18 protein-coding genes are annotated in these 24,839 nt (G+C 41.6%); 9 read left to right on the plus strand and 9 right to left on the minus strand.

Annotated elements, in window-relative coordinates; translation table 11 throughout:
- Positions 1-3: 3 nt before the first annotated feature.
- From BMX50_RS11180 to BMX50_RS11200, 5 genes are all read right to left on the minus strand, one after another.
- Positions 4-555 (minus strand): YceI family protein, encoded by a 552-nt coding sequence (locus BMX50_RS11180; RefSeq protein WP_091210606.1) that lies wholly within the window; start codon positions 553-555, stop codon positions 4-6.
- Positions 556-557: 2 nt separating this feature from the next.
- Positions 558-1,577: a metallophosphoesterase family protein gene (locus BMX50_RS11185; protein WP_091210607.1), complete on the minus strand. Its 1,020-nt coding sequence runs from the start codon at positions 1,575-1,577 to the stop codon at positions 558-560.
- A 303-nt stretch (positions 1,578-1,880) separates the two neighbouring features.
- The gene (locus tag BMX50_RS11190) at positions 1,881-2,414 is read right to left on the minus strand and encodes an AidA/PixA family protein (RefSeq protein ID WP_091210608.1); all 534 of its coding nucleotides are present in this window, start codon (positions 2,412-2,414) and stop codon (positions 1,881-1,883) included.
- Positions 2,415-3,099: 685 nt separating this feature from the next.
- Positions 3,100-3,900: a hypothetical protein gene (locus BMX50_RS11195; RefSeq protein WP_091210609.1), complete on the minus strand. Its 801-nt coding sequence runs from the start codon at positions 3,898-3,900 to the stop codon at positions 3,100-3,102.
- Positions 3,901-3,949: 49 nt separating this feature from the next.
- Positions 3,950-4,666, minus strand: coding sequence for a hypothetical protein (locus BMX50_RS11200; protein ID WP_091210610.1), 717 nt, complete (start codon positions 4,664-4,666; stop codon positions 3,950-3,952).
- 443 nt (positions 4,667-5,109) lie between these two features.
- Between BMX50_RS11200 and BMX50_RS11205 the strand changes: the two genes are divergently transcribed.
- A complete protein-coding gene (locus tag BMX50_RS11205) occupies positions 5,110-5,301 on the plus strand; it encodes a hypothetical protein (RefSeq protein ID WP_091210611.1) in 192 nt (63 codons plus the stop codon).
- Between the two features lie 97 nt (positions 5,302-5,398).
- Entirely contained in the window at positions 5,399-7,171 is a 1,773-nt protein-coding gene (locus tag BMX50_RS11210; protein WP_091210612.1) for a tetratricopeptide repeat-containing sensor histidine kinase, read from the plus strand.
- On the opposite strand, the gene BMX50_RS11215 is transcribed toward BMX50_RS11210, so the two are convergent.
- Positions 7,166-7,795, minus strand: a complete 630-nt coding sequence (locus tag BMX50_RS11215; protein ID WP_143065145.1) for a response regulator transcription factor — start codon at positions 7,793-7,795, stop codon at positions 7,166-7,168. The genes BMX50_RS11210 and BMX50_RS11215 overlap by 6 nt on opposite strands.
- Before the next feature lie 1,373 nt (positions 7,796-9,168).
- On the opposite strand from BMX50_RS11215, the gene BMX50_RS11225 reads away from it, so the two are divergent.
- The 3 genes from BMX50_RS11225 to BMX50_RS11235 are packed head-to-tail and all read left to right on the plus strand — an operon-like array spanning position 9,169 to position 14,864.
- Entirely contained in the window at positions 9,169-12,408 is a 3,240-nt protein-coding gene (locus BMX50_RS11225; protein ID WP_091210615.1) for a SusC/RagA family TonB-linked outer membrane protein, read from the plus strand.
- Positions 12,409-12,438: 30 nt separating this feature from the next.
- Complete coding sequence (locus tag BMX50_RS11230; RefSeq protein ID WP_091210616.1) at positions 12,439-13,890, plus strand: SusD/RagB family nutrient-binding outer membrane lipoprotein; 1,452 nt, start codon at positions 12,439-12,441, stop codon at positions 13,888-13,890.
- 20 nt (positions 13,891-13,910) lie between these two features.
- Positions 13,911-14,864 (plus strand): DUF1735 domain-containing protein, encoded by a 954-nt coding sequence (locus tag BMX50_RS11235; RefSeq protein ID WP_091210617.1) that lies wholly within the window; start codon positions 13,911-13,913, stop codon positions 14,862-14,864.
- 254 nt (positions 14,865-15,118) lie between these two features.
- Here BMX50_RS11235 and BMX50_RS11240 read toward each other — a convergent pair whose 3' ends face one another.
- Entirely contained in the window at positions 15,119-16,342 is a 1,224-nt protein-coding gene (locus tag BMX50_RS11240; protein WP_167667873.1) for a CehA/McbA family metallohydrolase, read from the minus strand.
- Between the two features lie 246 nt (positions 16,343-16,588).
- Between BMX50_RS11240 and BMX50_RS11245 the strand changes: the two genes are divergently transcribed.
- On the plus strand, positions 16,589-17,524 hold the full coding sequence (locus BMX50_RS11245) for a DUF5996 family protein (protein ID WP_091210618.1): 936 nt from the start codon (positions 16,589-16,591) through the stop codon (positions 17,522-17,524).
- Positions 17,525-17,649: 125 nt separating this feature from the next.
- Complete coding sequence (locus tag BMX50_RS11250; protein ID WP_091210619.1) at positions 17,650-17,898, plus strand: hypothetical protein; 249 nt, start codon at positions 17,650-17,652, stop codon at positions 17,896-17,898.
- Here the strand turns inward: BMX50_RS11250 and BMX50_RS11255 are convergent, their stop codons facing one another.
- A complete protein-coding gene (locus BMX50_RS11255) occupies positions 17,899-18,453 on the minus strand; it encodes a hypothetical protein (protein ID WP_091210620.1) in 555 nt (184 codons plus the stop codon). It lies immediately after the preceding gene.
- A gap of 147 nt (positions 18,454-18,600) precedes the next feature.
- Positions 18,601-19,164, minus strand: a complete 564-nt coding sequence (locus tag BMX50_RS11260; RefSeq protein ID WP_143065146.1) for a DUF6252 family protein — start codon at positions 19,162-19,164, stop codon at positions 18,601-18,603.
- Positions 19,165-19,328: 164 nt separating this feature from the next.
- On the opposite strand from BMX50_RS11260, the gene ppnP reads away from it, so the two are divergent.
- Both ppnP and gltB read left to right on the plus strand, forming a co-directional pair.
- The gene (gene ppnP / locus BMX50_RS11265; RefSeq protein WP_091210622.1) at positions 19,329-19,610 is read left to right on the plus strand and encodes a pyrimidine/purine nucleoside phosphorylase; all 282 of its coding nucleotides are present in this window, start codon (positions 19,329-19,331) and stop codon (positions 19,608-19,610) included.
- Positions 19,611-20,318: 708 nt separating this feature from the next.
- Positions 20,319-24,836, plus strand: coding sequence for a glutamate synthase large subunit (gltB, locus tag BMX50_RS11270; protein WP_091210623.1), 4,518 nt, complete (start codon positions 20,319-20,321; stop codon positions 24,834-24,836).
- Positions 24,837-24,839 lie beyond the last annotated feature (3 nt).

Here is a 24,839-nt window from a genome sequence, read left to right on the forward strand (position 1 = left end):
TCTCTAACCTTTCCTTGCTGTTACACTAATTTCAACCTCAAGTTCGTCAGCAATTGTGCTTGCTCCCCCTATTCCAAAATCTTTCCTGTTTATTTTAAATCCGCCTTTAAAAATATAACCGTCGGCAGCAGACGTGGCCGAAAAAGGGAATGATACCTGCTTTGCCTTACCTTTTATAGTCAGCACTCCCGTTAGCTGGTACATTCCACTTTTATTTAATCCGGCCACTTTTCCCGAAACCAACCTGATTTTGGGATAATCCTTTACGTCAAAATAATTTTCTCCGCGTAAATGCTCATCGCGCAGGCTATTATCAGTATTTACTGTTGATGCATTTATAGTTACATCAAAGCTACTGCCTGCTATATTTTGAGGATCGAAATTGATAGCCCCTTCAAAGCCGCTAAACTTGCCATCAACATCAAATCCAAGGTTTTTAATTGTAAATTTCAGGTTCGATGCCTGCTCAACAGGCTTATACTGCGCTTTACTTATTGTTGCCAGGCAAACTATCAGCAGCAATAACAACGTCCTTTTCATATCACGTTCCATCATCGCTATTTCTGCCCGGTTACTTTTTCATCTTCTATTAAAGGTGTATCAGTAATAGCAAGTGAATGATCATGTTCAACATAGTTTACACTCGTAAGCCCTAAAAAACCGCGAAGCTTTTCGGCCGGTACCTTCATAGGTCCGGGCGAAGGTGCGCTGCCTGGCGTGGGTTGAGGAAATGCCGTTGAACTGGCTGTATGAAAAGTAATATTCCCTTCCTCCTTTTGAATAGTTTGATGAATATGGCCGTTTAAAACCGATACCGATCCAAACCGTTTAAGCAAGGCCAAAGCCTGCGCGCTATCATCGGTACCCCAGCCCCATTGCGGATAAATAGCCCAAAGCGGAATATGGGCAAACACTACGATAGGTGTACTGTTTGATAAGGGCTTCAAATCGTTCTCCAGCCATTTTAATTGGGCCTGCCCGATATAACCCAGCCCCCCGTCAACATGGTTGGTTACGTTCACCAGGCCAATAAAATGTACGCCATGCGAGTCAAAGCTGTACCAGCCATCGCCTAAAGTACCTTTACCGTAACGCTCAAGGTACAATTTGCCATTATCGGTTACATCGTGTTCGCCGGGTACGTAAAATATTTTCTCGGTTTTTACACTTTTTAATGATTGCTCAAGGGTATCAAACTCATCGGCCTGTGCCAGGTGCGAAAGGTCGCCGGTATGCAATACAAACGCAGGCGCGTTGGGCATGCTGTTTATTTTAGTGATAGCAGCATTAAGCGTGCCAACAACATCGGGATTGGCAGCCTTGTTAAACCCGATATGACTATCGCTGATCTGTACAAAACTAAAATCAGATTTAGGTACTATCAGTCCCTTTTTAAGCCCTCCGGTTGCCCTGTCAATCATCTGGCTCATGCCGTATGATTTAAGTACACCTCCGGTCATCATCCATAGCACGCCGGTACCTGCCCAGGCCATACATTCAAGAAAACCACGGCGGTCAATCCCATCATTACCCGCATCGTGGCTGGAGTTTTCATCAGCATGAAAGTGATTCTTCATAACGTTGTATTTTGTGTTTTAATGAATTACAGCACTAAAAAACACAAACAACGCCCCCTGCTAAAGTATTTTACATGAACCTGTATAAATACTTGATGAACATCATTGGCTGTTTATTTACCCCGTTGCATCAATTGCAATGCAGCAAACACAAGGGGCATGATAAACTTTGATAATATTAGCTTGAAGTAAAATATCCATCAAAGTCCGGAATGATTGACATAACAAAAGGCCGCTGCAAAATTTGCAGCGGCCTTTTTTATTGAAAGTTTATAGCTGATTGATTTATACGATAACCATTAATTAGTTAACGTTAATAAATGGATCCCAGCTAAAGTATCCAATGATCTGACCGTTTGAGTTGTTAACCAGCACAAACGATAAGGTATATTGAATTTTAACCTTAAGCTGTATAATTGTTCCTGAAACGGTGCTCACCTGGTTAATAAATTGCGTTGGTGTATTTACCGGCGGATTGCCCAAAGCAAGGTAAGAGTAAGCCTGACCACAAGCATAAGACAGTGGCAGGTTAATAGCTGTCGAAGGGTTAAATGACCCGCCATACAAATATGGGGTTTGATCAAAATTATTATCGAATGAGGTAATTGCCCATTCAACAGTGTCACCGCCGTTGGCGCTGATCTGTAATTCTGAATCTCCCTGGGTACTGTTGCTAACGTAGCTGTTAGGAGCAATCATTGCTACGTAAACATCTGATGTACCATAAGATCCCAAGTTTGTTGGTGATCCTGCTGTGCCTGCTGAAAGGCTACCGTCTGCTACTTGTGAAGCTAATTTTGCTGCATCTACTGCGATTAAAACATTAATTGTTGCCATGATTTTAGATGTATGTTTTCCTACTCGTTTGGCTTTTCGGTTTCGCCCCTGCAATATTGCCTTTGCAGGTAGACCCGTTTTTTTAAGTGGTAGCTGAATTCCACCTTTTTAAGCCATTAAACCCTAAGCATATGCATACAGACGTAGCCTGCCGCACAAGTTGTATTGATCAGTTTTTTTGATAAACTGTAAACTACATTAGGTTCAATTGCCAAAAAATGAAATTCCCGGGTATCATTTTCAATGTAAAATTAGCAGCAGCGGGAGCGCGATTCAAGCGTAGAAATACCTGATTGATATAATGCGTATAAACTCCTGAAAAAATAAGGCAAGTGCAAAGAAAGCTGTTTAAAACGATTGAAGATTCATTGCCGTTGGTTTTAACCAACGGTAAAAAGATAAGACCTCCTGGCTTTAGCCCAATTGTGCAAGTGGATTGGGCTGAAGCCCTTTTTTTGCAGCCTCATTATTCCGTTGGTTAAAACCAACGGAAATGAAATCTTACGCGCCTCTAAATAGAATTTATTAAATTAAAACAGCTTCTTAGAATGTGCGCTTATTTGGAAAAGCGACACCAATAGTTTAAAACCCTGAACTTCCGAACGGGCAATAACTGAGTAAATCACGTAATTGATAAAAAATTTTCTACCGGGTTATTTACATCCAATGACTTTAAGTAAATCCGCTATTTTTTATTGCATATCTCGGTAACAGCAGTACGGCGGGTTGCCGTGTAAACTATTCCGTTTACCATTTCATAACCGGTTGAAACACTTTGTGAATATCGTTTTAAAATAACACCAGTGTTGTTATCTATAAGTATCGATCCGTTGATACGGCTATTTAAACTACTGCCTAAAACTGTTGTTTTATAGGTAACAACAGTAGTTGGACCGTTTATAGCATAAACTGTATAATTGGTTTCGGCTGATGAAGTAGCAATTTTCCAGGTATAACCTTTTTTAAGTGTAAGGCTAACCGGAAAGTCAACCATAAACTGCAGCGTGGTACCGGGCGACAAACGCTCGGGCTGGATACCTGCAAAAGACAGCAGGGTATCATTAATAACAACTGGGCGTTTCAAACTTAACACCTCGCCTTTGCTATTTATTGAAACTACCGATTGATTATTGAGCATCTTTTGCAATCCAACCTGTATAACAGAGTTCGGATCGGCCGGTTTACCCGAATGATAAACCAGGTTCTGGTTCATAGCATTTATAGTATCAATAAGCTTATCTGTAGTAACGATAAAAGAGGCGCCCTTATCAGAAGCATCGGTTACTTTGTAGCTTTTAACAACTGTAGAAACCGAACCTACATGCAAAGTTTGGCTGCCGCGCTGTAAAACACAATTTGACTTTGTAACTATCTGCCTTAGAAACTCATCTCCCTGTTTAAACTTAACCTGCGCATAGCTAACGCCACTTGCAAAGGCTAATAATAAAACTAATATATATTTTAACTCTATTGGGGTACTTTTCATTTTGGTGTTCTTGTAATAATGCCTTTAATAATTTGACATTATGTAGCCGCTACTGTTTTTTCCTGTTTGAATGGTGTTTGCCTTTCAGCTTTTCATCCTTAGCTCCGGGCGGCGATATCATTTTAAAACTCTCGCTTTCGGGCATTTCCGGGATAGACCACGGCGTTAAACTTTCCGATGGCTGTAAAAGCAGTACAGTACCTGTTATATCGGGCATTACCGGGATTGGGCCTTTTATCATATTCACCTGTCCCGATACGGTTGGTTCAACAGGCGAAGGAGGCAACTCCGGAGATTCTGGTAAAGGAAGGTCAACAACAGATGAAAACTGAAGGTCCTGAATTGTTTGTTTAGGCAAACGAGGTGTTTCAGGTGCTTCAGGTGATGGAATTTCGGGTAGCCCGCTTACTCCAGCATTAATATTAGGCTGGTCGGGCGCATCAACAACTGGTGGTGTTGTACCAATGGCAGCCAGCACAGGAGCTTCTGTTGCTGTAACAAACGGCTGCGAAACTACCGGGATATCGGTAAGCGTAAGCACAACAGGCTTAGCCCCCGAACCATTGCCGCGGGGTGTATTACCTTTACTAATTGTGCCAGGTGTTAAAGGAGGCGGCACATTCCAATCCGACTGATTACCCCTACTTTGGGCAATAGCCTGCTGCTGTGTACAACCCCAAACAACTAACAGCCACACAAGGCCAGGTATTAATTTATTCCGTCGCCGGTTTTTCTTCTTTTTTTGGACGATGTATAACATTTCCATTTTGTTATCTTTCTGCAGAAAGCGATTGTTTTTAAAACAACCCGTCAGTTTTTTATTGATGAATAATATTTTGTTATTTAATCTTTATTAACATACGATGAGTAAAACACCCTCTGTCTATTGTCTATAGTTCTCATTTCATGCACACAAATCGTTAATAAAGTTAACCCTTTTTGTCGATTTGCTGCGTATGACCACCACAATATACCTTATCTCTATAGTGCCAAAATAGCGCACCTGAATAGTATACCCATCTTAAATATTTATCTGTAAAACTACACTTTATCATTGTACAGCAAAATACCAACTGCTTTGTATTGTGTGCATTTCTGCAGCTCCATAAAATTGTATTATCAAACGCAACGATGAAATAAATATAACCAATGCCATAAATGGTTTTGAAACATATCACATCATCGTGCTTCACCTAAATTAAAAAGATCATGGAAACCAATTTAAATTACCTTGTAGGCTTTATTTCCCTAACCTTTATGGCGTTATCAATAATGTACAAACTTAAACTCAACAAGCTGCAGGGAACAGGACGTATACCCAGCATCATCAGCGCCCGGCAACGTCAAATTTTATTTATGATGCTATCGGTGTTATCAGCTTTAATCATACTCATTGCGTGATTTGTAAAACGCATCTAACAGGAAACCATCTTAAAAATCACGGCTTTTGCTGATAAATATCAATTTACTATCTTTAACCGGGACCAAAAACCCGGGTATGAAATACTTTTTTTTCCTTCTGCTTATTTGGACTGTAATTCCGTGTTACGGTCAAAATACCGATAGTTTAAAAAAGGTTGTCTTCAGTAATTCACCGGCGCAAAGCCGTTTAATAGCCGCCACCCGGGTAGCCATCTACCCTGTTGAACAAAACCCGGCTCAAATCATTGTCATTGCGAAAGAGGGTTTGACCCTCGCCCATAAGTTAAAGCGCAATAAAGCAATTACACTGTTGTCCCAAACTTTGGGGAAATCTTACGATCAAACCAATCAATACGATTCCGCGGCATATTATTACAATATTGCCGCGGGTATACTCATTAAAACAAATGAGCAGTATATTTTAACAGATGATTACCGCAGATTAGCGCAAGGGTATTTTAAATTAAAAAACTACGATAAAGCCATTGCGTTTAACAACATAGCCATTTTATATGCCCCCCAAACCGGCGAACGCGCCTCATTGACAAAAGCCTTAAACCAGGCCGGAACGTTTTATGAGGCCCAAAATAATTACCAGCAGGCGTTAAGCTATTTCAGGCAGGCCTTTGATATAAAAGACTCTTTAAACCTTGCCCGGCAAACAAGCGAAAATACTTCAGAAACCTACAGCCATCAGTTTATGGGGGATGTTATGGGCAGTATCAAACAAAGCCAGTCGGAAGAGGAAATTCTAAAAACCATCGATATCAAAAAGTCGTTAAATGATACCCTTGCACTCTCAATTAATTACTTCAACCTCGGTGTATTGTATAAAAACAAACGGCTTTACACGCAATCTCTCGATGCTTTAAAAAACAGCCTCCAGTTTGCCACCCAAATAAATTATGCAGACATGCAAAGAAGCGCTACAAATGAAATAGCCGATTTGTATGAACAGATGGGCGATTATAAACAATCATTGATTTATTTAAAAAAGCATGCCTCCATTAAAACCTCAGGTAGCAATACGATTGATGAGCTACAGGCAAAATACGAAATAAAGCAGCGTGAAGACCAGGTACTGCAACAACAGTTTGAGATAACCAAACGTAACTACTGGATGGCGGGCATCTGCATCTTTATTTTAATGATGTTATTTGGCGGCTTTTTTTATGACAAGCAAAACAAGTTAAAACAACGAAACGCAGCCATGCAGGCTATAATTGCAGCCGAAGAAAGCGAAAGACGGAGGATTGCCCAGGATTTACACGACAGTGTTAGCCAAATAATATCGGCAGCCAAAATTAACCTCGCAGTTATAGGCGGCGAATTGCCTTTTGTAAATGAAGGTCAAAAAATCCGTTTTGAAAAAGTAATCAATCTTGTTGATTACGGTTTTAAAGAAGTAAGAACAATATCGCACAACATGATGCCCTGGGCCCTTCATAAAACAGGGTTAGCACAAGTGATCAACCAATTTATTGAAAATATAAAGAACGATAATATCACCATAAACTTTTTTAGCAGGGGATTTGATTCGCCGTTTGATGATACCGTCGAGATTATTTTGTACCGGGTGCTACAGGAGAGCGTAAATAACGTAATGAAGCATGCCAATGCCAATAGGGTTGATATTTCGCTCATAAGAAGCGAGGAAAGCATCAGTCTGACAATTGAAGACAATGGCAGGGGCTTCGACACAACTAATCCCGACCTTTTTAAGGGAATGGGTTTAAACAATCTCCGGTCGCGGATAAATTTCCTAAAAGGCAAGGTGGAATTTGATTCGCAACTTAACAAGGGCACCCTTGTTTCAATTTATATCCCGCTTGCCAATAAGCCCTTATAAATTATACTGCATGATAAACCGGGTAAGCTCAACCGGGTTTTTCAGGTTAAGTTTTTGCATAATATTTTTACGATGCGTTTCGACGGTGTAAATACTCAGGTGAAGATGCTCGGCCATCTGCTGGTTAGTAAAATTTTGCTTTATAAATTGCAAAAGTTCAGTTTCCCTTTTTGTAAGCTGAAATTGCTTTAAAAAAGGATCCGGCTCATTAGGCATAGCATTAACAGCAGCCTGCTTACCTGGAAAACAACGTTGCCCCTGCCCTACAGAGCGCATCACCTGCAATAACTCCGCCTTTTCCGCATTTTTAAATAAGTAACCATCGGCACCTTCAGTTTTCGCTTTTTCAATCAAATGCTCCTCATTGTATGTAGAAAGCATGATTACTTTAATTTTAGGGTAGTAATCCTTTATTCGCTTAAGCACTTCAAACCCGTTAATACCAGGCATATTAATATCGAGCAGTACCAGGTTTGGCGTATGGGTATGCAGCAAATGCAGCAATTCTTTACCATTAGCGGCAACACTTATAACCTCAATATCCGGTTCGCCCTGCAATAACATGTACAATCCGTTTATAAATAAAGTGTGATCATCTGCTATTATTACTGATAGTTTTTCCACGGTGTTTTTAACTTATAAATTCACTATAAAGCTATACTTTATCTTTATTTCAAAAAATACCAACTGCTTTGTATTGTACACATTAATACCGGTGCATAAAATTGTTCATAGCAAATCAGCAGGAAAACCAATTATACGGGCATACGCTTACAGCTGATTTATTGCTACAACCAATGTACCCGAAACCTGTTAACCCAAAAAGTGATGCAATTCTTTATTAGTACTTTTTTAATAATGCTGATTTGTATAATCGCATTACTGCAAAACAAATCTTATAACGACGGTATAGTTTTGTCAAGGCCTCAATACAAACGTCCTTATTTAAAAAGGCCCCAGTTAACACAGTGCAATTATGTTCCTCATACTGTTGCAAAGGTGCCCGACGGATTTATCATTGATAAAAACGAATCGCAAACCGAAGTGTTTGCCGCTCTATTGACAGATAAGCTCGCCAAACCTTCAATTTTAAACAATCAAGCTTCAGCACTCATCAAAACCGGGGCAGCGGTTCATTTAAACCCAGAAAAAAATACCCAATCTGAAATCTGCTGCTGTTTCCAATGCGGGATAAATGTACTTGCCCCTACCATCTATATTTCAGGCAACATTTTAACAAGTATCAGGATAAATAGTTGAGTCCTTTGGTACATGTATTTCAATATACACAGATGACTAAGTATCTGAGACAAATAGATTTTCAAACGTTTTTGATCAAAACAAGTCAAAATCCGGATCAGGAAAGAAAATAGTTAATTATTTTTCCATTAAAAAAAATAGAAAAAATCATAGCCCGCTATTATTATTTTGCTGGAATATTCAATCAAAGGAATCAACCGCCTTCAGGAATAATAAATTTAGCCATCAGAAAAAAACAACAAACACCTGATAAACAAGTAATTAATTAAAAACCCTATTGAAGCAAATATGAATGATAAAAGCTTTTACCAAAATTTTATCTATTTCGGCCTGCTGTAACTTTCTTTTTACAAAAAAATATTATTATTTTTAAAAGTCGAAACAATCAAACTTTTGTTAAGCATGTATTTAACAAAAAATGCATTAAAAAAGCACCAGTTTTCGTACTTATCACTCAATTATTTTTAATAATCGAGTAATTACCAGTGATATTTCGCATTTTCCGCCTATAACCTACCTCCAGCGCCCATAAAAAATAAATTTCATATAAAATTTACATGAAATTTATATGAAGAATCCAAAAAAATCGTCATTTTATCGATATTGGAACAACGTTTTATCAAAATTTTTATCAATATTTAAATATACATTTGAAATATTAAACTTTTTTCAACTTTTTTTTCATTTTATTACAAAAATTGTAGTTTTGGGTATTAACTAAAACTGATTTTTTAACAATGAAAAAACTCCTACTCGCAAGCTGGTGTTTGTTCATGCTATTTATTAGTGTGGTACATGCACAAAACAAAACGGTTACCGGCCGGGTAACTTCAAAAGACGATGGACTACCGCTGCCAGGCGTGTCCGTGAGAGTTGTAGGTACCACCGTAGGTACGCAAACAAATGCAGATGGCAAATTCTCTTTATCTGTTCCTTCATCTGCCAAATCATTAAGCTTTAGCTTTATTGGCTTTACTTCCACAACAGTTGAAATTACTTCGGCTCCCCTGGATGTTAAACTAACAAGCAGTGCCAACAAATTATCCGAAGTGGTAATTACCGGCGCTTATGGCACCAAACAATCATCACGGTCGGCTTCGTATGCTGCCCAGGTGGTAAAGTCAGACGCACTGAACACTATCCGTCAGCCTAATGTTAATAATGCGTTAGCAGGTAAGGTAGCCGGTGTGCAGGTACGCAGCCAATCGGCAGCAGCACTGGGCCGTAACACCAACATCAGGTTACGTGGTGCTACAGGTTTTGGTAGCGGCAACAATCCTTTATATGTTGTTGACGGTACAATAATGCCAAACGCCGATGATTTGAGCAATGATGACATCGACAACATCAGTATCCTGAATGGCCCAGCTGCATCTGCACAGTTTGGTTCGCAAGGTGCTTATGGTGCTATCGTTATCAGCACTAAAAAAGGTAAAAAGTCAAAAGGTGTTGGTGTTGAATTAAACCTTGGCGCCAATTTCGATAAGGCTTACATCCTGCCTAACTACCAAAACACTTATGGTGGCGGAGCCTCTGCCGATTTTATCCAATACCATTGGAAAGATGGCGATCCTGAAGGATGGAAAGCCTTAGACGGCAAATATTACCCGGATTATACTGACGACAGCAGCTGGGGCCCTAAAATGGTTGGCCAGGAGTATATTCCATGGTATGCATGGGCTGCAGGTACTAAATACTCGTTTAAAACTGCCAAATGGACCCCTCAGCCAGATAATGCCAAGGACTTTTTCCGTACCGGTGTTGCTTTAAATAACAGTGTGGCATTTACTAAAGCTGCCGATGATTACAACATCAGGATGTCGTACAACAACCAGCATACTACAGGTATAGTACCCGAAACCTGGTTAAATAAAAACAACTTCACCCTGAACGCCAACTTTGATCTTAACAAACACCTTACCGCAGGTGCAAGCATTAACTACTCGGGCACACAACTTCACGGCCAGATCAGTGATGCTTATGCAAGCGCGTCAAGCGGCTCGTTCAACTCATGGTTCCACCGTGATTTGGACATGGGCATCATGAAAGAATTGCAGGATTTAAAATCCCCTGACGGAACTTACGTAAGCTGGAACCACCAAAACCCTAATTCATACGACCCGTCTAATCCGGGTGCATTTTATGCAGGTAACTATTGGTACAACCCATATTTATGGCAAAAACAATGGCAAAACCTTAACACCCGCGATCGTTTGTATGGTAATATCTACTTACAATACAAAATCAACAATGATTTAAGCTTTAAGGTTACCTATCGCCGCAACCAAACCAACACCTGGAACGAGGGTAAAATTTCATCAGAAATTCAGGCCAGCGGTACTCAAACAGGTCAGAAGGCTACTTACGCTACTTCAAACTCGTACTCAAACCGCGAAAACTATGAAACTTTGCTTAACTATGATAAGCAAATCAAAGATTTTCATCTGAATGTTAATGCCGGTAGTGACTTTTATAACTGGAGCTACAAAGACAACAGTGCAACCACCAATAACGGTTTAAGTGTTCCGGATTTGTATACTTTAGCAAACTCTGTTGACCCGATCAGCGCCAGCAACGGCAGAACACAGGAGCAGTACCGTGCAGTATTTGCAAAAGCTTCGGCCAACTACAAAAGAATTGTATACGTAGATGCGACTTTACGTAACGACTGGTTCTCAACCATTTCTACAGTAAACAATGCCAACTCGGTATTATCAAAATCATTCGGTGGTTCATTCGTATTCAGCGAGTTACTACCCGAATATAAAGATTGGCTGAGTTACGGTAAAGTAAGGGGCTCATGGGGCCAGGTACCATTGGCATTAGGTACAACAACCGAAACATTTGGTGCATACCGAAACAATACCCTTTATGGTATCGCAGCAAACAAATGGAATGGAGCTTTATTACAAGGCGGCCCTACCCAGTTTGTTGACCCCGCATTGCATGGAACTACAACAACTTCAAAAGAGGTTGGTTTAGATTTAGGTTTCTTTAACGATCGTTTAACTTTTGGCGCTACTTACTGGGCGGCAGATGATAAAGATATTCCACTGGGCTTAGCTGTTAATGCTGCCAGCGGCGTTTCATCTATCTTAACCAACGTAGGTTTAATTAAAAGAAGAGGTTTAGAGATCACCGCCAGCGGTACTCCTATCAAATTGCCAAACTTTAGCTGGACTGTTAGTACAAACTTTGCCCAGTTACTTGACAATACAGTTGTTGAGATCAGTAACAAATACGGTGTTGACCGCGTGCAGGTTGCAGGTGTATGGGGTACAGATATGCCTTACCTGATTAACCAAAAAGGCAAATGGTGGGGCCAGATTTATGGTAACGGTATCAAACGTAACTCTGCAGGTATCCCTATCCTAACTTCATCTGGTGCTTACATCAACGATCCTAACGTATATTTCGGAAGCGCCCTGCCTAAATACACAGGTGGTTTACAAAACTCATTCACTTTGTTTAAAGACTTTGTATTGAGCGCAAATATCGATTATCAGTTTGGTGGTAAATTTGTTTCATTATCAAACCGCTGGGGCCAATATAGCGGCTTAACGGCTAATACCGCTGCACTTAATGACAAAGGCATGTCGGTACGTGACCCTGTTGCCGATGGTGGTGGTGTTAAAGTTACCGGTGTTGATGCTAACAACAACCCGGTTACCTACTACGTTGACGCAAAATCATACTACCAGGGTTTAACAAACAACAAAACTTACGATCCTTATGTTTACGACCTTACTTTCATCAAACTTCGTGAGGTTGCTATTGGTTACAACCTGCCAATCAAAAAATGGGGTTTAGGTAACGTTTTCCAATCTGCAAGGCTTGATTTAACCGGCCGTAACCTATTGTTGATATACGCTAAATCGAAAGATTTCGACCCATCGGAGATCAGCGCTACAGAAGGTGAAACTGCCCAATATCCGGGTACAAGAGGTATCGGTTTCAACTTAAAAGTAACATTCTAAGCTATTAAGGATTATTAGATCAACAACAAAATGAAAAAGATATATCTATATACATTAGCAGGCGCGTTTACCTTTTTAGGCGCGGGTTGCAATAAGCTAAAGGATTTTGGCGATGTGAACAACAATCCGGCAGCAACAGTAACGCCTATCCCTTCGGCCTTGTTATCAAACGTTGAAGCAAGCCTGGGTGGCTATGGTTCAACAGGTACCGAAGCTATAAGCGGTGGTCAATACGCTCAATATTTTACAGAAACGCAATATTCAGGAACATCGCTGTACAACCTGCCTCAAAACTCATTTACAGGCAACTACGCGGGTAACCTTAATAACCTGCAGCTGGTTATTAACCAAAATCCCAACAAAAACATGGTTAATGTTGCCAAAATATTGCAGCAATATATTTTCTGGATAGTAACCGATTCATGGGGCGATGTACCGTATAGCGAAGCACTGAAAGGCTCATCAAACATATTGCCTAAATATGATACACAGGAAACCATTTATAAGGGCATACTAACCACTCTAACTACCGCTATAAATTCGTTTGATTCGTCACCAATAAGCGGCGACATCATTTATGGTGGTGACGTTGCATCATGGAAAAGAATGGCCAACTCGCTTAAGCTGCTTGTTGCAGTTCAAATGTCAAATGTAACCGCTTCTTCATCTGTTGCTTCGGCCGCCGCAAGCGAAGCTGTTTCGTCTGGTGTGATAACTACAAACGATCAAAATTTCCTGCTTCAATATCCGGGTGGTAACTATAAAAGTGCATGGTGGAACCTTTACAACGGTCGTAAGGATTTTGCCGAGTCAAAAACACTTACCGATGTTACTGCTTCTACCAATGATGCCCGCCAGGCTGCTTTTGGTGGCGAAAGCGAAGTTGCAGGCAATGTTACTACATCAAACATTGGCGTACCTTATGGTTTAGCACGTTTAACAGTAACAGCCTTTACCGATGCCAACCCTAAATGGGCCCGTATTTTGCGCGGCGATTTCAGATTGGAAGCCGGATACGTAATGCTGATCAGCGCTGCTGAAGTATGGCTGGCCCGTGCTGAAGCTGCTAACTTAGGCTGGACTTCAGACGGTATAACTACGGCTTATAAAGCTGGTATTACCGCTTCATTTGACCAATGGGGCGTAGGTACACCTTCAGCCGCCTATATAAACCAGTTCCCGGTTACCGATACAAAAGATGCTTCACTGACAGGCACACAGGTTAAAAACATATCAACCCAAAGATGGATCTCAAGCTATCCTGATGGCCACATGGGTTGGAATATCTGGAGAAAAACAGGCTGGCCTGCTTTAACTCCTGCCCCTGATGCTACAAACTCATCTAAGAAAATTGTACGCAGGTTTGTATATGCAACCAGCGAATACAATACAAACGGTGCAAACGTGAATGCTGCAGTTGCGAGATTAACGGGTGGCGACAGCCAGGATTCGCACGTATGGTGGGATACAAGAACAAACTAATTCTTAAAAATTGACACAACATGAAAAAGAATATATTTATTAAATATCTGCTTCTTGCTGGTATCGCATCTGTGACTGTTTTTTCGGGCTGCCGCAAAGAAACCGCAGCTGATAAAGTTAGCGGGCAAGCAGCTAATAATGGCAAAACTTTAGTTGGCTTTCCTACCGGAATGGAAAACACTACATTTTTTGATCCGTTTACAGACATTAAAACGATTGACGTTTTTAGCATAAAAAAAGACGCAAAAGATAATGCCGACTTAATGAAGTCAAACAACTTCGTAGTATCTCTGCTTCCTGACGCAGTTGATAATTACAATGAAAATAACGGTACAGAATATGATTTGCTGCCATCGTCTTTTTACACAATTGTAACCTCTCCCGATCTGGCAATTTCAGGAAATAATTACACTTTCAAATTTACAAATGGGGATTTTCAGAAAACATTCTCCATAAAATTAGATGGAAGTAAATTGGATCTGTCAAAAACCTACATGTTGCCATATAAACTTACAAATTCTGATGGAGTTGGGATACATGACGCAAGTAAAGACACATTGTATGCAATTTACTCTATTAAAAACGCATATGATGGTAAATATACAATAAGCGGCTCAATAACAAGATATATTGACCCTCCGCCTACTACCGATAACGTCTTAGGTGGAACATACCCTGATGGCGTTACCATATCGCTCGCAACCATTGGCAAGTATGCTAATAGCTTTTCACTGCTTTGGGCAGATGGTAAAACAAGCGTAGGTGGTATAGCTGGTTTAAATTTAGTGGTTGACCCTGCAACAAATAAGGTTACGGTTTCGGCCACGGGTAACCCGGCTGTAAAAAATGATCCGGGCTCAGATAATTATTATGATCCCGATGCCAAAACGTTTCATCTCAAGTTTTCATGGGGTGCCGATGCAGACCACCAGCGAAAAGTTGATGCTGCCTTGAAATATTCGGGCTCACGTTAATTTAAAATAGAAAAGAGCCGCTTTGCATTGCACGATGCGGCTCTTTTTGTATCCTGTTACATCATATGTTAATTAATGGTGAAATACCAAGCCTTATCGATAACTAAACAAATCTGTATTGAATAGGGTGTTTAAATAATTATTTATTAAACACCGACACTTTAACTGCAGCTTCGTTCTTTTAGTTAATAGTTAAAACAAGGAACCGTACACGGTAAGCTCGTGTACGGTTTTCCCTATTATATATGGTATTGTCAAAAATTAGGATCGAAATTAAAATATATCGGATTTGACAATCCAACCATATTCCCGCTCAATGCTGCCGACTGTGGTACCTGCGGATAAGGCGTTGATGGCCCTTCTACCGTAACCCGGTAATAGGTGCGTCCGGCTATTGCCGGCGTATCGGTAAATTCAACCGAGGCTGTTTTCCCATCCATTTTAAGAGTACTAAACGAATTTCCATTTTTCACCACATTAATGGTGTAGGTAGTATCACGAACGCTGCTTCCGGTTAGTTGAACTTTAAATTTAACCGGCTTACCTGTTGGTTTTACATTATCGCCCATCATCATATCCATCTTACCATCGCCATTCAAATCCGCATAAAACTCTACACGGGGTGCATATGGGTTTGAGCTTATAGATACCCTGCCGTTGGTTAACGCATCAATAACAGCTTGCTTTGTACGATCTGTTGCAAATACCCATGTAGTAGGTGTTCCGGCATAGTTGGCCTTAGCCTGATAGGTGTTTGGGCCCGGTTTTTCATCTCCCACAGGAACGCCGTGATGTGCATCGCTCCCTCCCCTGCCTGTTAGCTTGCGGCCTGATGAAAGCATATCGTCCCAGATCATAATTGCGTTAGCATTTTTGGGCCAGATGGCCGAATTCCATACTTCGATAGAATTAACCATATCATACGAGTACCCAAAATGGTCCTTGCCGCTTGGATGGTTAGCCGACAAATGTATGCCCAGTTTGTTTTTTATGCGTCCTACTACAGTGTCACGCTGGTCGCGCACGTCATATAATTGCTGATGATCATAAGGCTTAGCCGAGAAGGCGTTGCCATGCCCACGGGTAGTTGTCCATTCTGCAGCATATAGCAGCAATACCGAGTCTGATTTAAACTCAGGATCGATCCATGTATTGTGGGCTACGTCACCTTCTACATGATTATCATGATCTGTAATGGCCAGGAAATCGATCCCCACCAGTTTACAAAAAGCGATGATCTTACTGATTGAATTATTTGATGATTCCTTACTGTGCCTTGAATGCATGTGCAATTCGCCTTTAAGCCAAACGCCATTACTCAGGCTGGCCGGCGGCGGCAGCGTGCCAAGCGGTTTGGGAGCCCATGGATTTACATGTGCCGCCTGCCCCAATGATGCCGTGCTGAAGCAGCCTGCCATAATAACCATTAAACCCGTTTTAATTAACAGTCCGATTTTTCTGTTAGTTTTTAGTGCCATAAGTAATTTTATAGATCTTTTTTATTGCATAATAATTTGGCTGCCAACTTAGCCCACTCATATTAGCTAACCGTTAACAGGTGTAAATGATATAAAAATGTGACAGAGGAGGCAAAAACTGCGAACGCGTATTCTATTAGGTAAAACATATTCGAAATGGCACCTCATTTTTACCGGGAAGCCAAGATGATATCTGCAAAAACATTAGTAATTTAGAACTAAGCTAATCCGTTTAATTCTACCGCTATGAGCAATCCCTTAATTACGCGCTGGCCAAAGCTTGACTACCATGATCTTAAAGATACTCTTGCAAGCGTCCATATGTGGACTCAAATCATCGGTAAAGTAAGGTTACAGCAAATGCCCTGGATCAATCATTCATGGCAGGTAACATTGTATGTAAGCCCCACCGGCCTTACCACAGGGAGCATGCCGTTTGAAGGCGGCATTTTTCAGATCGACCTTGACTTTATCAGTCATACATTGAATATCTCTGCCAGTACCGGCGAAAAGCGGTCGTTCGGGCTTGGTACGGGTAGCGTGGCCGCTTTTTACAGTTTGCTCATGGATAATCTCCGTTCGGTTAATGCAGATGTAGAAATATATGCTGTGCCTAACGAAGTTGAGCCGGCCATTCCTTTTGCCGAAAACGACACACCCTGTAAGTATAACTCATCCGCCATGCATGATTACTGGCAGGCACTGGTCAGGATCCACAACGTCTTCACCGAATTCAGGGCAGGATTTCAGGGTAAAAACAGTCCTGTTCATTTCTTTTGGGGCGGATTTGATCTTGCTGTTACCCGCTTTTCGGGCAGGACTGCACCAAAACATCAGGGCAGCGTTCCTAATATGCCTGCTGTAATAATGCAGGAAGCCTATTCGCATGAAGTAAGTTCATGCGGTTTCTGGCCTGGCTCAGATGCTTTTCCTCATCCGGTTTTTTATGCCTACTGCTATCCAACTCCTGAAGAATTTAGTCAACAACAGGTATCGCCTCCCGAAGCATTTTATAGTGCAGAAATGGGGGAATTTTTATTGACTTATGAGGTTATTTCCGGATCATCTGAACCCGAACATACCCTGCTCCAGTTTTTACAATCTACTTACGATGCTGCCGCTAAAACCGGAAATTGGGATAAAGATCTGCAGTGCGATCTTTCGGCATTAAAAAATGCGTGAGCAAAGGTGCTCTGTATTATCTGAAAGGTTAAAAAGGTAATGAGGTCTGCACAACGTGGAAACACATTTCCATTTGCTTTTATGTAAATAATAAATTAACTTTAATTAGCAATAATTATTTGATTATGAGCCAATTTCCAGACCCAGACGAAACACCTGCCCCAGACGAAGAGGGTGGAAACATCCCTGATATCTGGGATATCAAAACATCAGGCAAGGGCCGTGTGGGCCGGGCAGATACCAACCTTGATGAGGCCATGCCAGATGCCACAGACAGCGAACCTTACCTGGAAGGAGATTCTGATACCCCTGGTTTATGGAACAGTGATGATCTTTCTTCATATGAGCAAGGAGACTACCTTGAAACCGAGTAGTCAGGAGGCTACGGTTGCAATAGCAAATGCGACGCCCATGACTATGGGCGAAAAAAATATTGCCCTTAAACAAAGCACATAAATGTTCCACCTGTAGTTATTTTTCCTTGTGTTTTGCTCAATCCGGTCCTGATAATTGATGATTTCCACTTTGTAGAATCTTAAAATCCGTTCGTTATCGGTAATATCTTTATGAAAAAATGCGTTATCGAAGTATACCTTAGGTTCGGTACCGGGCAACAGGTATTCGCTTGGTGTTAAACCCTGCAGCACAAACATCAGCCCTACTATTAAAAAGTAAAATATCCCTACAATGGCTGTAAACAACAAACTATCCATGTGGGGCACATCCTTCCACTTCCCTATAGCATAAGCCACAAGACCGATCAAAATACCGGAAACCAGTGTAAGCAACCCGTTTGATCGCTCATAAATTCCCTTTGCAGTTTCTATGGTGTAGTTATATGATTTTTCGGCCTGCTCAAATATAAACTTAGCATCATCCAGGGTTAACCTGCCAAGCCATTCCTTTTTTTCCTGCCAGAAGTTTTCCATACGTTTACTTTTAACCTAATTTAAACGTAATGAAGCTTAATTCCTACTAAACTAATCAAATACAGACTTTTTACCTATCGACACATCAAAAACAAAGCCCCGTTTACTTTTTCAGTAACGGGGCTTTTATTATAACGTTTTATTATTTTAATTAACGTTGAAGGTATAAGGCAGGTTAGTAAATGTCCCACCTAAAATCTGAGATGTTTCTATCGACGAAATAGTTCCGTCATCATTGTAGTTAACTTTTTTAGCGGTCAGAGAATATGTACCTGTTATCACATTTTTTGTTGGATCAATAGATGTAATAATAATAGAACCTGATCCGGGTTCAACTGTACCAACCTGCGCATAAGATGTACCATCTGTAGACGTATAATATGCCATTTTTACCCTGGCAGTTGTATCAACCCGGTATGTGCTTAATGGGAAACTATTTACGTTGGTAGCTGATGCAGCATCACTTAAAGTAACTGTCCATTTAACTCTTTTTAAATCAATGGTACCAACAACATCAAATGATTTTGTTTTAGTGGCAGCATCATAAGTTATTGTAGCAGTAACATCATCTGGTATCCATGATGTACCGTTTATAGTAGCAGCAAGTATTTGGTCGGAAGTGGTAGAAGCAGAAGTAACAACGTCCTTTTTACAGCCCTGAAATATTATAGCTGATAAAACGAACAGCATTAATAGTTGGATTTTCCTCATATATAAATTTTATGCAAATAACGATGTTTAAGAAGTAATAATCACAACGGAAGTTACTTTTTTCACATATTTTAACATTCGCCCATGCAGCGACTTTTAATAGTTAAGCCCCAATTATAATACAAATCATTTTATTTAACCATATTAGGCCGAAATTTTTAAACATGATCAACGTAAACGAATATTTTGAAGGTGCCGTTAAATCACTGGCATACACTACCCCTCAGGGCCGTTCAACCATTGGCGTCATTGAACCCGGCGAATACGAATTTGGAACATCAAGCCACGAAACCATGACTGTTATTGAAGGCAGCCTTGAAGCATTATTACCTGGCCAGGACAAATGGCAAACATTTACCGGCGGGCAAACATTTGAAATTGAAGCAAATACATCATTCAAAGTAAAAACAGAAGTACAAAGTTCATATTTGTGTACTTATAGGTAGAATCTCTTACTTCACCTGTCATTGCGCGGTACGAAGCAATCCCAAACTATACTGAACGACTCTGCTCGTCGGGGATTGCTTCGCACCTTACAGCAATTACTTGATGGATAGAATTTAAACTTTATCAGCCACCAAATCCCCAATATATATATATCATGGCGTTGCCTCCGGCCCGGGCTATCCGCTCATACGCCTGCAGGCATTACGCTCCCGGCCGGTATCCGCTATTATCCCTAACGCTTTTTCTGAACCTTGATTCATAGGATTAACTGATTCTCCTGATTGACTTATTTACTTCTCCCTTTTCACGTTCATACTATCAAAGTTAATCTCATAAACCACGTATACTACAATCAGCACACACAATCCACGAACTATCAACATATCAACCAACCTCCCAAATCCTACTAATCATATAGAAAAACACCACAAAATTTAATTTGGTTATAGCTAAAAAGTCAGCTTTAATAAATGTATTGCACAAGTTTGGTATAACTTTATATTGATTCTAAATAATTTTTTTCGTACTTTCATTTTGTACATCATAATATTTATCTTCTTTTGTTGAGATAATGTTAAATAATTATGATTTAAATAATTGTTTTTTTAGAAATCTTTAAAAATTACCGTAAATTTTATAATTTATTCGAGTTTTGGTAACTTCGTGGTTACACCCCTTATAAAATTGTAAACGGTTTAATTTAAACAATGGATCAAACTGATAGCCACCAGGGTCTTTACAGACCGGAATTTGAACACGATTCGTGCGGAACGGGATTTATAGCCAATATAAACGGTCATAAAACCAACGAAATCATCGATAACGCGTTGACCATGCTTGAAAACATGGAGCACCGTGGTGCGTGCGGATGCGACCCCGAAAGCGGGGACGGAGCGGGTATATTGATACAATTGCCCCATGAGTTTTTAATGGAAGAATGCTCAAACCTTGAAATCAGCCTGCCGGAACCCGGTGAGTATGGTGTAGGTATGATTTTCTTGCCCAAGGATTCGGCCCAGAAGAAGGCCTGCCGTACTATTATTAATAATGCAATTGAAAAATTAGGTTTGCATAAACTCGGCGAACGTAAGCTTAGCGTTGATTCATCAGTTATTGGTGAAACAGCCCGCCAGGCCGAACCTGATGTTGAGCAAATTTATATTGCCCGCCCGCATCATATTACCAATGCCGATGATTTTGAGCGTAAACTATTTGTGCTCAGAAGGTATATCAACAAAACCATTACCGAAACCGTAGCCGGCGCTTCTGATAATTTTTACTTTACATCATTAAGCTGTAAAACAATCATTTATAAAGGACAGCTTACCACTTACCAGCTGCGTAAATACTATTCAGATCTTTCTGATCCGCGTATTGCATCAGGTTTTGCCATGATCCACTCGCGTTTCTCAACCAATACGTTCCCTTCATGGAAACTGGCTCAGCCATTCCGCTTAATTGCGCATAACGGCGAGATCAATACCCTTACAGGTAACTTAAACTGGTTTTATGCAGGCTTAAAATCATACGCTTCGTCATACTTTACTGCCGAAGAAATGGAAATGTTGCTGCCGGTGATTGATAACAACCAGTCGGATTCGGCTTGTTTGGATAATATCATCGAGATCCTGTTACATTCAGGTCGTTCATTACCGCACGTAATGATGATGCTGGTACCCGAAGCATGGGATGGCAACGAAGCCATGGATCCGCTTAAAAAAGCATTCTATGAGTTCCACGCTACCTTAATGGAGCCATGGGATGGTCCTGCTGCCATTACCTTTACCGATGGTAAACTGGTAGGCGCCCTGCTTGACCGTAACGGCTTACGCCCACTACGTTTCGTGATCACTAATGACGGTCGTGTAATAGCTGCTTCTGAAGCAGGTACTTTAACAATCGACGAAAGCACTGTTTTACGCAAAGGCCGTTTACAGCCTGGTAAAATGTTATTGATTGATACTGAAAAAGGCCGCATCATCACCGATGAAGAGATCAAGCAACAAATTGCATCACAACAGCCATATGGCCGTTGGTTAGAGAACTATAAAATTAACCTGAGCGAGCTTTCAGAACCGCGTTTGGCTTTCGCCAACCTGTCTGAAGCTTCGGTATACCGTTACCAACAGGTATTTGGTTACAGCCGTGAAGATATCGACACCATCATTAAACCGATGGCATTAGATGGCAAAGAGCCTGTAGGTTCAATGGGAACCGATGTGCCTTTGGCTATCCTTTCGGATAAACCACAGCACCTGTCAAGCTATTTCAAACAATTCTTTGCACAGGTAACCAACCCACCTATCGACCCGATCCGTGAGCGTTTGGTGATGAGCCTTGCTACCTTTATCGGTAACAATGGCAACCTGTTGGATGAAGATAAAATGCATTGTCATTGCGTGGTATTGAAACACCCGATATTGAAAAACCACCAGTTAGAAAAACTGCGCAGTATCGATACCGGTCTGTTCCACGCTAAAACACTACAAACATATTTTAAGGCTGATGGCCTGCCAGGTTCACTGGAAAAAGGTATCGCCCGCCTTTGCCGCTACGCCGAAGATGCTGTTGATGACGGCTTTGAGGTATTGATCCTTTCAGATCGTGCGGTTGATTCGGAGCATGCCCCTATCCCTACCCTGCTGGCTGTATCTGCAGTACACCACCATTTGATCCGCAAAGGTCGCCGTGGTGCTGTAGGCCTGGTTGTTGAAACCGGCGATGCCTGGGAAGTTCACCATTTTGCCTGTTTACTGGCTTTCGGTGCTACTGCTATCAACCCGTACCTGGCGCTTTCAACCATTGAAACGCTTAAGGACAATGGCAGCCTTGAAACCAGCTACGATATCAAAAAACTGCGCAATAACTACGTTAAATCTATTAACGATGGCTTGTTGAAGATCTTCTCAAAAATGGGTATCTCAACGTTGCAATCATACCATGGAGCACAGGTATTTGAGATCCTTGGTTTGAACAAGTCAGTTGTTGATAAATACTTCCATGGCGCAGTTACCCGTATAGGTGGTTTAGGCCTTGACGAAATTGCCCGCGAAGCACTTTGCAAACACAAAATGGGTTTTGAGGCTAAAGGCGCTGATAACCTGTTACCAGAGGGTGGTATTTACCAATGGAAACGCCGCGGCGAAGCCCACTTGTTTAATCCTACTACCGTTCACCTGTTGCAGCACGCTACACGCAGCAACAGCTACGAAGTGTATAAAAACTACGCTAAGGTAGTTAACGAACAAACTGAAAAACACTTCACCATTCGTGGCCTGCTTGATTTTGCGCACCACCGCGAGTCAATCACCATTGATGAGGTTGAACCGGCGGAAAGCATCATGAAGCGTTTTGCTACGGGTGCGATGTCATTCGGCTCTATCTCGCACGAGGCACACAGTACCATGGCCATTGCCATGAACCGTATTGGTGGTAAAAGCAATACCGGCGAAGGTGGCGAGGACGAAATGCGTTATGACAAGCTGCCAAACGGCGACTCGTTACGTTCAGCTATTAAACAGGTAGCATCAGGCCGTTTTGGGGTAACGTCAAACTACCTTACCAACGCCGACGAGTTACAGATAAAAATGGCACAGGGCGCAAAACCAGGTGAAGGCGGTCAGCTGCCGGGCCACAAGGTTGACGACTGGATCGCTAAAACCCGTCACTCTACTCCGGGTGTAGGTTTGATCTCACCTCCGCCGCACCACGATATTTACTCTATCGAAGATTTGGCACAGCTTATCTTCGACCTTAAAAATGCTAACCGCGCTGCCCGTATCAACGTTAAATTGGTATCAAAAGCAGGCGTAGGTACAATTGCAGCCGGTGTTGCCAAAGCACACGCCGATGTAATCCTGATTGCCGGTTATGATGGTGGTACAGGTGCATCGCCAATAAGCTCTATCAAACATGCTGGTTTGCCATGGGAGCTTGGTTTAACCGAGGCTCACCAAACACTGGTACGTAACAAACTGCGCAGCCGTGTGGTATTGCAAACAGATGGTCAGCTAAAAACTGGTCGCGATTTGGCTATCGCAGCCCTGATGGGTGCCGAAGAGTGGGGTGTAGCTACTGCTGCCCTTGTTGCAGGCGGCTGTATCATGATGCGTAAATGCCACTTAAACACCTGCCCTGTAGGTGTAGCCACACAGGATCCAGAATTACGTAAACTATTCTCGGGCAAACCTGAGCACATCGTTAACCTGTTCCGCTTTATGGCTGAAGAGTTACGTGAGATCATGGCCGAGCTTGGTTTCCGCACCATTCATGAAATGGTTGGCCGCGTACAATTCCTGAAAGTAAAAGATAACCTGCAAAGCTGGAAAGCTAAAAAGATCGATCTTAGCGGCATCCTGCACCCGGTTACCAACACCAAAGGCATGACCTTGTACAACAGCGAATCACAGGATCATGGCATGGCCAATATCCTTGACTGGAAACTATGGGAAGCTGCTAAGCCTGCTATTGAAGATAAAACCCCGGTATTTGCTTCGTTTGATGTGATCAACGTTGACCGTACTATCGGTACCTTGTTATCTAACGAGATCTCTAAAGTGTATGGTTCGGCTGGTTTGCCAGACAATACCGTTAACTTCAAATTTAAAGGTTCGGCTGGTCAAAGCTTTGCTGCATTCACCACAAAAGGTGTTTCTTTCGAGCTGGAAGGCGAAGCTAATGACTACGTAGGTAAAGGCCTTTCGGGCGCTCAGATAGCCGTTTATCCGGCAGCTAACGCAACATTTGTACCTGAAGATAACATCATCATCGGTAACGTAGCTCTTTATGGCGCTACATCGGGCGAGTTGTTTGTAGGCGGTATGGCCGGCGAACGTTTCGCAGTGCGTAACTCAGGTGCCACTACAGTTGTTGAAGGTATCGGCGATCACGGTTGTGAGTACATGACCGGCGGCCGTGCACTTATCCTTGGTAATACAGGCCGCAACTTTGCAGCCGGTATGAGCGGCGGTATAGCATGGGTTTATAATCCTGAAGGTACTTTTGCAGAAAACTGCAATACTGAAATGGTTGACCTTGACCCGCTAAGTGTACAAGACGAAGAGCAGATCCTCACCCTGTTGCGTAAGCATATCACCTTAACAGGCAGTAAGCTGGCGCAAAAGATACTAAACAACTGGAATGAAGCATCAACCCAGTTTGTGAAAGTATTCCCGAGAGAGTATAAAAAAGTATTAGAGAAATTACAATATCAAACCATAGGCTAAGAA

The organism is Mucilaginibacter gossypiicola, from assembly GCF_900110105.1.
GTDB lineage: Bacteria > Bacteroidota > Bacteroidia > Sphingobacteriales > Sphingobacteriaceae > Mucilaginibacter > Mucilaginibacter gossypiicola.